Genomic DNA, 12,176 nt, shown 5'->3' on the forward strand with positions numbered 1-12,176 from the left:
TCTCCTAATGGGGAATACCGTGACTCTGTTTCATCCGGTCTGTAACATCGGCACAATTACATTTATTATCAACAGGTTGATATTATTTCGATGTTACTGACCAGATCCCCTATTTTTCTATATAAAATTTTAGGGTATTTAAATTTAGTATTCTAAATTTATAGCCTAACCTTGTTCACGGTCTAAAGTTGGCGAAAACGACTGCGTACACTGTAAGTGTCTGAAGTAATATAACGTTCCATCTGACGCAAACGAGCTTCACTTGCCCTCAGTTGGTAATCTACTTCATCCAACATTTTCTGTGCTGATGGCCCCCTATCTTTTTCCTCCGCCAAATATCCCGCAGGCGCGGGATCCATCACAAAGGTTAAGATAATATAAGCCAATACAGTTATGCCAAATAACCCAAAGAACAGCGACAGTACTGTGATAGTACGGATAAGCGGAACAGGCACGTTAAAATAATCTGCCAGCCCGGCACAAACCCCTTTTACCATCCCCTGATCTGGCAAGCGATAGAGTTTCCGGCGGTATGTATTCGACATTATGACTGTCTCCAGTTTGGATGCTCAGCATCAAGGATATCTTCCAGCGTTTTGATCCGTTCCTGCATACGCCGAGCGTTCTCTGTCAATTGCTCTAAACGCTGAACTTCGTTGCTCCCTAACTGACCTCGATTCTGGTTGCTATAATGCAGCCACAACCAAATGGGTAAAACAAAAAGCACGAAGATGATCAGTGGGATCCCCAGAAATATATAGCCCATTATCTTTCCTTAGTTGTGCATAACATAAGTTGTGCATGACATATGTCATCATTGTGGATCTTTGAGATTCATTTTAGCCTTCAGGGCCGCAAGTTGCGCACTGATTTCATCATCCGCTTTCAATTCTGCAAATTGCTGTTCGAGTGATTTTTGTTTACCCAACCCAACGGATTCCGCTTCGGCTTCCATGTGATCTATCCGGCGCTCAAACTGCTCGAATCGCGCCATTGCCTCGTCTATTTTACCACTATCTAGCTGACGACGTACTTCACGGGAAGATGCCGCAGCCTGATGACGCAAAGTTAATGATTGTTGTCTTGCACGCGCTTCTGTCAATTTATTTTCCAGCTCCGTCACTTCACCCTTAATGCGTTCAAGCGTTTCATCCAAAATCGACAGTTCGTTTGTTAATACTTCAACCAGACTGTTAACTTTCTGTTTTTCAATCAACGCCGCACGAGCCAGATCTTCTTTACCTTTACTCAGCGCCAGTTCAGCTTTTTCCTGCCAACCCTCAATTTGGCTTTCGCCATTGCTAATACGGCGCAAAAGTTGTTTTTTCTCTGCCAGTGTACGCGCTGAGGTTGAACGAATTTCAACCAGCGTGTCTTCCATTTCCTGAATCATCAAGCGGATCATTTTTTGTGGATCTTCCGCTTTATCCAGCAGAGAAGAAATGTTGGCATTAACGATATCAGCAAAGCGAGAAAAAATACCCATAGTCATAAACCTCTTTCATTAGAATGTATGTTATGCCTGTGTACTGTTAAAGCGGGTAATAAGATACACGGTAAGGCATTTATTTAATTACTTGAATACAAATCACTTAAATACAAATGACTTAAATATAAATACAAGATACATGCCAACTTTTATATCTTTATTATCTTATTGAAATAAATAAAATAATTTTCCTTTGACTTTTTATTGCCATAATTTAATGTGGTTAAATTGACTAATTAGTGGCGAAAAATACCATGTCCCAGTTTATTGATAACCTATTAGGTGAAGCAAACTGTTTTATTGAAATTTTGGAACAAGTCTCTGCACTGGCAAAGTTGAATAAGCCTGTTTTGGTTCTCGGCGAACGGGGAACAGGTAAGGAGTTAATCGCCCGTCGTTTGCATTATCTTTCTCCGCGTTGGCAAGGCCCCTTCATTTCTTTGAACTGTGCTGCGCTCAATGAAAACTTGCTTGATTCTGAGCTCTTCGGTCATGAAGCCGGCGCATTCACAGGCGCTCATGCAAAACATCAGGGGCGCTTTGAACGGGCAGATGGTGGAACGTTGTTTCTTGACGAACTGGCTACCGCCCCGATGCAGGTACAGGAAAAATTGCTGCGCGTCATTGAATATGGTCATTTGGAACGCGTAGGTGGCAATAAGTCCTTACAAGTCGATGTACGTCTGATCTGTGCAACCAATGAAGATTTGCCTGCTATGGCTGCCTGCGGGAAGTTCAGGGCTGATTTACTTGACAGGCTTGCATTCGATGTGGTTCAAATTCCGCCACTACGTCAACGACAACAGGATATTATGTTACTGGCACAGAATTTTGCGATTCAGATGTGTCGCGAATTAAAGCTGACCTTTTTCCCCGGATTTACTGACAAAGCCAAACAGCAGCTACTTTCTTATCATTGGCCCGGCAATGTCCGAGAATTAAAGAACGTCATAGAACGCTCCATTTATCGACACGGCGATAATCAGAATGAATTAAACACTATCATTATCAATCCATTTTCATCATCACAAGGGCTTGTTGAACAACCTGTTAATTCGCGATCTATTGATAGTCAGCCGACCGATTACACCCTTCCCCAATTACCCCTTGATTTAAGGCAATGGCAAAATGATAGTGAAAGGATTTTGATCATACAGGCATTGGTAAAAAGTCAATTCAATCAGAAAAAAGCGGCTGATAAGCTCAACCTGACTTATCACCAGCTACGTGGATTAATCAAAAAACACGATATTGATATTCATACCAGTGAATAAATGAAAATCAGTGGGAATAAGGTAGCCAATCGATTTCAGATCTTGGTAAACATTCTGGTAAACCATAGTGGTAATCTGACGATGAATAATAAGATAAAAAAATAGCCGGCACCCGAGCCGGCTAATAAAATACTGGAAGCAATGTGAGCAATGTCGTGCTGTTCCTGAAGATTACATCCTGCGTATTGCAAAGATGTTTTCCCGAAAGCACGATACGAATGATAATACGTCTCAATTCTATTTGTAAAGCACTTTATTGAGAACTTTTCTCATTGACGTGATCTGATCGTTGTTTTTGAGCAAAAAGCGTTAATTAAGTTACAATGGCCGAACTCTTTTCTATGAATGACGTTTTATATGCGCTATTTGATTTACTGGATTATATTATTGCTTGCTGCCCCTGCCCTTGCAGCCGAGAACGCTATTCCAGAATCCATGAAAACTATACCTGTGCAAACTACACCTATACAAACTACACCTGTGCAAACTACACCGGTGCAAACCATTCCAGAATCGATTTCGGGCCCTATTCCAACATCGATTAAATCATTCCCTAACTCCACGCCCAGCAACACCCCAGAAAATTTGTCTTACATTTCAAGCAAATTAAGACAGAATGGTTTTATCTATTGTGTTAATGGCAACCTGAATACATTTAATCCACAGTTGAGCATCAGCGGCTTGACTGTGGATACGCTTGCAGCACAAATCTACAATCGCCTGCTGGGCGTTGATCCCCTTACCTATCGTTTAATTCCTGAGCTGGCTTCCGACTGGGAAGTGAGAGACAATGGTGCAACTTATCGCTTTCACCTGCGCCATAATGTTGCTTTCCAAACAACGGATTGGTTTACACCAACTCGCACGATGAATGCTGATGATGTGGTGTTCAGCTTCCGCCGCGTCTTCGATGAAACACATTATTATCATAATGTTAATGGTGGTCACTATCCCTATTTTGACAGCCTGCAATTTGGTGATTCAGTACAGGATATTCGAAAAATCGATAAATATACCGTTGAATTTCGCCTTAAAGCACCTGATGCTTCTTTCATTTGGCATCTGGCAACATACTATGCTCCTATCCTGTCTCAGGAATATGCTCAAAAATTGCAGCAAATAAATCAGCAGAGAGAGATTGACTGGAAACCTGTAGGAACGGGGCCATTCATGCTGGAGGATTATCAGATGGAACAATTTATCCGCCTTGTTCGTCATGATAAATATTGGAGAGGTAAGCCACGCATGGAACAGGTTGTTATAGATACCGGAGCCGGTGGTACAGGCAGAATATCAAAACTGCTCACGGGTGAATGCGATGTACTGGCCTATCCCGATGCCAACCAGTGGAATATTTTGCATGATGATCCAAACTTGCGCCAGACATTACGTTCAGGCATGAACATCGCCTATCTTGCATTTAATACCAGCAACCCACCGTTGGATAAATTGGAGGTTCGCCAGGCGATTGCTTATGCCATCAATAACCAACGCCTGATGAAATCTATCTATTACGGTACTGCTGAAACAGCGGCGTCGATCTTACCACGTGCATCTTGGGCGTATGATAATCGTGCCGAAGTTACCGAATATGATCCTGAAAAATCCCGCAAGATGTTAGATGAATTGGGATTACATGGATTGAAGTTAACATTATGGGTGCCAACTGCGTCACAAGCCTATAATCCAAGCCCTCTGAAAATGGCGGAACTTATTCAGGCAGATTTGGCCCAAGTCGGGATTAAAATGTCCATCCGCCCTGTCGAAGGCCGTTACCAAGAAAATCAACTGATGGACAAAACCCATGATATGACATTGGCTGGATGGTCTACGGATAGCAACGATCCCGATAGTTTTTTCCGTCCTTTACTGAGTTGTGCGGCTATCGCCTCCCAAACTAACCTAAGCCGTTGGTGTAATGCTGATTTCGATAATGCACTTCATCAGGCTTTATTAAATCAACAACTTGCTTCACGCATCAAAAATTATCAAGTTGCACAAGAAATTCTGGCACAGCAATTACCTGTACTGCCACTGGCTTATGCGATGCGTCTGCAAATATTTCGTTATAACATCAAAGGCTTGGTGCTAAGCCCGTTTGGCAATAGCCCCTTTGGCAGTGTATACCGAGAACAAATAATCACCACGACTGATGAAAATAAAGAGGAAAGCAAATGATTATTTATATCTTACGTCGTTTGCTGCTTCTGGTTGTGACGTTGTTTTTTCTTTCATTAATCAGTTTCAGCCTGATGTATTTCACACCGCACGGCCCTTTGAGCGGTGCATCACTGACAGATGCTTTCATTCACTATTTCAGTGGATTGCTCCAATGGAATTTTGGTATTTCCAGCATTAACGGGGAACGAATTATTGAACAATTGTATGATGTTCTCCCCGCAACAATGGAACTTTGTATTCTTGCTTTTTCCATGGCTCTGTTAGTCGGTATCCCTCTGGGGATTATCGCCGGTGTCTGGCGCAATAAAAAAGTCGATGTCATTATCAGCACATTTGCTCTCTGTGGTTTTTCCATCCCGGTTTTCTGGTTAGCGCTTTTGCTGACGCTGCTCTTTTCACTTTACTTAGGGTGGCTGCCCGTTTCAGGGCGATTTGATTTGCTCTATCGGATGGAGCCCGTGACTGGTTCTGCATTGATTGATGCCTGGTTGTCGGAATCACCACATCGTAATGAGATGATCATGAGTGTTATTCTGCACATGATTCTGCCTGTCATCACGCTGGCTGTTGCTCCCACAACGGAAGTCATTCGTTTGATGCGTAATAGCACTGAGGAAATATCAACCGCAAACTATATTAAATCAGCAGCAACGCGTGGCTTATCACGGTTGACAATTATTCGCCGTCACCTGCTGCATAACGCTTTACCGCCTATTATTCCCAAACTGGGATTGCAATTTTCAACCATGCTCACATTAGCGATGGTGACAGAACAGGTATTTAACTGGCCTGGTTTAGGACGCTGGCTTATCAGTGCTATTCGCCAACAGGATTATTCAGTCATTTCAGCAGGAGTTATGGTGATAGGCACGTTAGTTATTTCAGTTAATGTGTTGACTGATATCATCGGAGCGGTGGCTAATCCTCTGAAGAATAAGGAATGGTATGCCCTTAGATAATTTTTACCAAGAAAAGAAAATGCCGTCGCCGTTGAAAGTTATTGGGCGGTTTTTCTATGCTGACATATTAGCGATGACGGGTTTCTATGGGGTACTGGTTTTAATTGCATTGAGTTTGTTGGGAAACCATCTCGCCCCCTATCGGCTTGATCAGCAATTTCTGGATCAACTGATGCCACCTTCATGGTCGCATCACGGTAATGTCGCCTTTTTTCTCGGAACCGATGATCTTGGTCGTGATATTTTCAGCCGCCTGCTGATTGGTACATCTTCCACATTCGGATCTGCACTGGTTGTAACCGCGGCAGCAGCCATTGTGGGACTAATCATCGGCAGCCTCGCAGGGATGACCCATGGGTTTAAGTCTGCGGTCCTGAACCATATCCTTGATACCTTACTCTCTATTCCTTCTTTATTGCTGGCGATTATTGTCGTTGCTTTCGTTGGAGCCAGTCTGCATCATGCCATGATAGCTGTCTGGCTGGCATTACTGCCAAGAATAGTGCGCACTATTTATACGGCTGTACATGACGAATTGGATAAGGAATATATTATCGCAGCACGTTTGGATGGCGCATCAAATTACCATATTCTACGCTATGCCGTTTTTCCCAATATCACTGCGGTAATCGTCACTGAGCTAACGCGCACACTTTCCATCGCCATCCTTGATATTGCAGCCTTGGGCTTCCTCGATCTTGGAGCACGGCTGCCATCACCTGAATGGGGTGCGATGCTGGGAGATTCATTGGAATTGATCTATGCTGCGCCATGGACTGTGATGTTGCCGGGAGGCGCAATTATGCTCAGCGTTCTATTCGTTAACCTACTGGGTGACGGACTCCACCGCGCCATTAACGCAGGAGTCGAATAATGCCATTGCTTGATATTCGAAACCTCACCATTGAGTTTATGACAGCAGAAGGTCCCGTCAAAGCGGTTGACCGCATGAGTATTTCACTGACAGAAGGTGAAATTCTCGGTTTGGCGGGCGAATCAGGATCAGGGAAGAGTTTGATTGCCAAAGCGATATGTGGCGTCACAAAAGATAATCTTAAAGTCACCGCTGATCGTTTTCGTTTCAATGATATTGACTTATTGCGCCTGACACCACGGCAACGCCGTAAAGTGATTGGTCACAATATCTCAATGATTTTTCAAGAACCGCAATCCTGTCTCGATCCATCAGAAAATGTGGGTAAGCAGCTTATTCAAGCTATTCCCGGATGGACGTTTAAAGGCCGTTGGTGGCAGAGATTTAATTGGAGAAAACGCCGTGCAATTGAACTGCTGCATCGTGTTGGTATCAAAGACCACTATGACATCATGCACAGTTATCCTTATGAATTAACGGAAGGTGAATGCCAAAAAGTGATGATTGCCATTGCTCTTGCCAATCAACCACGCTTGCTGATTGCAGATGAGCCAACCAATGCAATGGAACCAACCACACAGGCTCAGATATTCCGTTTGCTGTCGAGCTTAAATCAGAATAACAACATGACAATTCTGTTGATCAGCCATGATCTGCAAATGATGAGCAAACTGGTGAAACGCATCAATGTACTTTATTGCGGTCAAACAGTAGAAAGTGCTACGCCGGATGAGTTGCTGATAAGACCTTATCATCCCTATACACAAGCGCTGATCCGTTCAATTCCTGATTTTGGCAGCCCACTGCCGCATAAGAGCCGGTTGAATACATTACCCGGAGCTATCCCGTCACTGGAGCATCTGCCGATAGGATGCCGTTTGGGGCCACGTTGCCCCTATGCACAGAAAACCTGTATAGCGACCCCTCGGTTACGGGTGATTAAGAATCACGCATTCGCCTGCCATTTCCCTTTGAATATGGAAGAATCGTAAGTGGTTGACACATTATTGGAAGTCAAAAACCTGACTAAAACATTCCGTTATCGCACCGGGCTATTTCGCCGTCATCATCTTGACGCGGTAAAACCCGTGAGCTTTACTTTGCAATCTAAAAAAACACTGGCCATTATTGGTGCAAATGGCTCTGGCAAATCTACTTTGGCGAGGATGTTATCAGGGGTTATTGAACCGACTTCGGGTGAAATTCTGATTAACAACCATAAGCTGGCTTATGGTGATTACAGTTACCGTAGCCAGCGCATCCGCATGATTTTTCAGGATCCCAGCACTTCATTGAATCCCCGCCAGCGCATCGGCCAGATTTTGGATATGCCATTAATCCTGAATACTGAGTTATCCCCTTCCGAACGGGAGAAACGGATCAATCAGACATTGCGCCAAGTGGGTTTATTACCAGACCACGCCAATTATTATCCACATATGCTGGCATCAGGGCAGAAACAGCGTGTAGCTCTGGCCCGGGCTTTGATATTGCAGCCACAAATTATTGTCGCAGACGAAGCATTAGCTTCTCTTGATATGTCGATGCGCTCTCAAATCATTAACCTGATGCTGGAATTACAAGAGAAACACGGTATTTCTTATATCTATGTCACTCAACATCTCGGTATGATGAAACATATCAGTGATCAAGTACTGGTAATGCACCAAGGCGAAGTTGTAGAGCGTGGCAATACAGCGGAGGTACTGGCTTCTCCACTGCATGATATTACACGCAAATTGATAGCCAGCCATTTTGGTGAAGCCTTGTCTGCTGAAGCATGGCGTCAGGATCTCACCTAATATTTTCATTGGGTGCATTTTATTCACTGATCGGAACAGCGTGGGAAACTCACCACATTTTTCTCCGGCGTGATAGAATTGTCCCCGTTTATTAACAATAAACACTATGGTCATGTTGGGTATATCATTTTGTTACTCATGACTATTAGTGTTTGATCACAAAGAACTATTTTGATCACAAAGAACAATAAGGATACTGCTATGGGTTTCATGACCGGCAAGCGCATTCTCATTACTGGCGTCGCCAGCAAACTGTCTATCGCTTATGGGATTGCTAAGGCAATGCACGAACAAGGTGCAGAGCTGGCTTTTACCTACCAAAATGACAAGTTGAAACCTCGTGTCGAAGAATTCGCTGCATCACTGAATTCTAATATCGTTCTGCCGTGTGACGTGGCTGAAGACGAAAGTATCGATACATTGTTTGCCGAATTAGGCAAAGTATGGCCTAAATTCGACGGATTCGTTCACTCTATCGGTTATGCTCCGGCTGACCAGCTTGATGGCGATTATGTTAATGCCGTCAGCCGTGAAGGCTTCAAAATTGCACATGACATCAGTGCATACAGCTTCGTTGCAATAGCGAAAGCATGCCGTGAAATGCTGAATCCTAACTCAGCCCTGCTTACCTTGAGCTATCTGGGTGCAGAACGTGCAATTCCTAACTATAACGTAATGGGTCTGGCGAAAGCCTCCCTGGAAGCCAACGTACGTTATATGGCAAATGCAATGGGTGTTGAAGGCATTCGTGTTAACGGCATCTCTGCTGGCCCAATTCGTACACTGGCAGCTTCCGGTATTAAGGATTTCCGTAAAATGCTGGCTCATTGTGAAGCAGTTACACCGATTCGCCGTACTGTAACTACAGAAGATGTTGGTAACGCTGCTGCATTCCTGTGTTCTGATCTGGCTGGTGGTGTGACAGGTGAAATTCTGCACGTTGACGGTGGTTTCAGCATCGCTGCTATGAACGAATTGGAATTGAAATAAGCTCAATAACTGATTGTTTGTATCCTCAATAGATTTCAAGTTGTAATTAACAAGACAGCAATTTGAAAGATGAAAAGGATATTAAATAAGCCCAGCTTGATAATATTGCTGGGTTTATTTCTTTTCCACAGTTTGGGCGAAAATAACATCATTTCTCACCTCGTAATAACCAGCAAAATGTCCGTCCATAATGAGCCCCAATAACTGATGAATTAAATCCTGTCTGTTCTTTATTCCCTATGCAGATGTTATTCCATTATCTTCCCCGGTTTCTGGTGTATATTCATTGACCACATGACCATTGAATACCGCATGGGGAGTTAGTACGTACTGCCGGGAAAATTACTCCTTTGTTGACGCAGCTGTTTGCTATGCAGCTTGGCTTATGAGGTTGTTTTGTCAGTAATACTCGTTGAGAAAACAACCTTTAACCTTTATATTTTTTCTGGGGATTCCTCAACCTTTTTATGGCTCGTTTTCCCAATAATCAACGTCCTCGTTCCGAAAATTTATGGCTCTGAATTTGTTAACTCCATTTATCGTCGATTTGGCTAAATATTTATTTGAATCAGGATATTCACATATTTCAGGACCTTCCATTGTACTTATAGAAATATAACGTAGCATTTCATCAGACGTATTGATAATTTGGTGTGGATATTTATCTCCCGGAGGAATGCAGATAACATCACCCTCTTTGATAGGGATTATGTTATCAGCGATACGGAGTGTTCCAGATCCATTCATAATAATGAACATCTCTTCCTGTGAATGATGGAAATGATACGGTACTGCGCGTTTTCCGGGAGGGACGCAGTCAACAGAAGCACCAAGCTTGCAAGCCGGAGTGCCATCGGTCAGAGAGGCTCCACGAGATGCGTAAAATGGAGAACGTTCAAAATTATCCAATTCAACTTCATTTATATTTTTGATTATAAAATTATTCTTTGGCTTCTCGTCTATCACTGTTCTTTCTCTAGGTGATGGAATGTTGTTAGTTGTCTTTAACTATGTTGAAATTCGTACTGCTTCATAAATTTTTTACCTATAAATTAACGAATTAAGTATTATGGACTGAATTTTATTTCATGAAGTACACTTTTTGTTCTAAAAAAGCCAGTAAAACTGGAGTTTGTTTTCTAAGGATATTACCGCCGATTGGGCGGCTGCTCGCCTTCCAGCCATACAGGCCGCAGTTTTAACCGATGCAAAGGTATTATCCCTTACGCATCTGCGTCTTATTGCGGCTTACCACACGTTGCGGCCGGATAGTGTCAACCCGTTCCCTGACTTTCACCTTGCCACTGCCGGGGGGCAATGCCCTATCAATCGTCAGTTCTGCACCGGATTTCGCCAGATTTTCCTGTAATTGATGGTGTTGATGACACCAAATAGCATCAATATCTCTATCACGGGTGGTATCTCTTTCTTCTGAAAATGCTACGGTTCTGGCCTGAAAACGGGCACTTTCTTCGCCACCAGCCCCAAGCTCTAAGCCATAATCCGGCGTTGACGGATGAGAAATAACCACCTGTCCGTCGACCAACCACGCATTAACCGTATTTTCATTCACCTGATAACCTAACTCACGCAATCCTTCCAGCACAACATTGCGGCGTTCAGCTGCGATAATACGTCGTTCTATCCGGATAATCGCGTCGTTAACAAGTACCAGACGGGCTGTTATCTCCGAAAGCGAACCTTGCTGTGCCACACTATCAGCTTCACGAGCAATGGTTATTGATTCTTCATCGTCCAGACTTTCCAACTCAGCGATTGCCACAGCCAGCTGGGTACGACGATCCTGTAGATGATGTTCCTGACGAATCTGCGCAGCCAGCTCAAAAATCAGTGAATCTGCTCTTAATTGTCTTTGTACTTCATCTTTCAGTGATAAAATGGTTTGATACTGCGCCTGATATGGCATGAGATCCAGTTGATTATCAAGAATGCCCAGTTTGATTATCATGGCTTCTATCTGACCGAACTGAACGACTATTTTCGGAAGTGGTGTCATTGGTGCCTGCCAGTCACGCTGTAGATCTGCACCTTGTTCAGTCAGCAGTGAGGATAATAATGCCGATTGATCTTCTGTCAGACCCGATTGCTCTTTGGCAGCCAGTTCTAACGCTCGATAAAGTAAAGCACTTTGTGGATCAGTGTCATTCTGTAATGACTGAACTGATGCGGTATTCAACGGATGATTAGTCGTCAGCTTATCTTTAAGAAGCCCGGCTAAGAGTGTCAAATTTTTGCTGCGATGATGGCGTTTTCGTGCTTCTTCGGCTTGTTCTTCCAGCAATTCCGCCTGAAGTAGTGGTATCTCATTCTGAATATCCTGCGTAAATTTCTCAATATGGCGTTGCAAGGTATCCATTTCATTCGGTGACATAGAAATGGCTCCCTGCTCCATACGAATATTTAATGCCTGAAGCTGCTGTGAGAACAATTGATTCCGTGTTTCATCTACATCGGAAAGCTTCTGACTAATATGCTGCCAGCGTTGATAAAATTGCTTTAATCTGGCATGTGCACGTCGACATGCAATAAAATATTGTTTTCTGATTTTGATCGTGTGTAGGGATGAACTCATAACAATACCTATGT

Annotated in this window: 12 protein-coding genes; 7 read left to right on the plus strand and 5 right to left on the minus strand. The window is 43.4% G+C overall.

What is annotated here, in order from left to right:
* Nucleotides 1-182: 182 nt before the first annotated feature.
* Genes pspC through pspA form a run of 3 tightly spaced genes read right to left on the minus strand, consistent with a single transcriptional unit; the run spans nucleotide 183 to nucleotide 1,486 of the window.
* Entirely contained in the window at nucleotides 183-545 is a 363-nt protein-coding gene (gene pspC, locus Xenpb_RS10695) for an envelope stress response membrane protein PspC (RefSeq protein WP_187654305.1), read from the minus strand.
* Nucleotides 545-766, minus strand: a complete 222-nt coding sequence (pspB, locus tag Xenpb_RS10700) for an envelope stress response membrane protein PspB (protein WP_187654306.1) — start codon at nucleotides 764-766, stop codon at nucleotides 545-547. Before pspB ends, pspC begins: the two co-directional genes overlap by 1 nt.
* Before the next feature lie 48 nt (nucleotides 767-814).
* Nucleotides 815-1,486 carry a phage shock protein PspA gene (pspA, locus tag Xenpb_RS10705; protein WP_187654307.1) on the minus strand — a complete coding sequence of 224 codons (672 nt, stop codon included), beginning with the start codon at nucleotides 1,484-1,486 and terminating at the stop codon, nucleotides 815-817.
* A gap of 257 nt (nucleotides 1,487-1,743) precedes the next feature.
* Here pspA and pspF point away from each other — a divergent pair, with 257 nt between their 5' ends.
* The 7 genes from pspF (at nucleotide 1,744) to fabI (ending at nucleotide 9,569) form a co-directional block, all read left to right on the plus strand.
* A complete protein-coding gene (gene pspF / locus Xenpb_RS10710) occupies nucleotides 1,744-2,763 on the plus strand; it encodes a phage shock protein operon transcriptional activator (protein WP_187654308.1) in 1,020 nt (339 codons plus the stop codon).
* A 357-nt stretch (nucleotides 2,764-3,120) separates the two neighbouring features.
* Nucleotides 3,121-4,941 (plus strand): ABC transporter substrate-binding protein SapA, encoded by a 1,821-nt coding sequence (gene sapA / locus Xenpb_RS10715; protein WP_304952549.1) that lies wholly within the window; start codon nucleotides 3,121-3,123, stop codon nucleotides 4,939-4,941.
* Nucleotides 4,938-5,903, plus strand: a complete 966-nt coding sequence (sapB, locus tag Xenpb_RS10720; RefSeq protein WP_187654309.1) for a putrescine export ABC transporter permease SapB — start codon at nucleotides 4,938-4,940, stop codon at nucleotides 5,901-5,903. Before sapA ends, sapB begins: the two co-directional genes overlap by 4 nt.
* Entirely contained in the window at nucleotides 5,890-6,777 is an 888-nt protein-coding gene (gene sapC / locus Xenpb_RS10725; RefSeq protein ID WP_187654310.1) for a putrescine export ABC transporter permease SapC, read from the plus strand. The genes sapB and sapC overlap by 14 nt, the downstream gene beginning before the upstream one ends.
* Nucleotides 6,777-7,769 carry a putrescine export ABC transporter ATP-binding protein SapD gene (sapD, locus tag Xenpb_RS10730; RefSeq protein WP_187654311.1) on the plus strand — a complete coding sequence of 331 codons (993 nt, stop codon included), beginning with the start codon at nucleotides 6,777-6,779 and terminating at the stop codon, nucleotides 7,767-7,769. Before sapC ends, sapD begins: the two co-directional genes overlap by 1 nt.
* Nucleotides 7,770-8,579, plus strand: a complete 810-nt coding sequence (gene sapF, locus Xenpb_RS10735) for a putrescine export ABC transporter ATP-binding protein SapF (RefSeq protein ID WP_099115205.1) — start codon at nucleotides 7,770-7,772, stop codon at nucleotides 8,577-8,579.
* Nucleotides 8,580-8,780: 201 nt separating this feature from the next.
* A complete protein-coding gene (gene fabI, locus Xenpb_RS10740; RefSeq protein WP_187654312.1) occupies nucleotides 8,781-9,569 on the plus strand; it encodes an enoyl-ACP reductase FabI in 789 nt (262 codons plus the stop codon).
* Nucleotides 9,570-10,034: 465 nt separating this feature from the next.
* Here fabI and Xenpb_RS10745 read toward each other — a convergent pair whose 3' ends face one another.
* Together Xenpb_RS10745 and Xenpb_RS10750 are read right to left on the minus strand one after the other, a co-directional pair.
* Entirely contained in the window at nucleotides 10,035-10,535 is a 501-nt protein-coding gene (locus tag Xenpb_RS10745; RefSeq protein WP_368666815.1) for a cupin domain-containing protein, read from the minus strand.
* A 250-nt stretch (nucleotides 10,536-10,785) separates the two neighbouring features.
* Complete coding sequence (locus Xenpb_RS10750) at nucleotides 10,786-12,162, minus strand: hypothetical protein (protein ID WP_187654313.1); 1,377 nt, start codon at nucleotides 12,160-12,162, stop codon at nucleotides 10,786-10,788.
* Between the last annotated feature and the right edge of the window lie 14 nt (nucleotides 12,163-12,176).

Origin of the sequence: Xenorhabdus sp. PB62.4 (genome assembly GCF_014467285.1) — a bacterium.
Taxonomy (GTDB): domain Bacteria; phylum Pseudomonadota; class Gammaproteobacteria; order Enterobacterales; family Enterobacteriaceae; genus Xenorhabdus.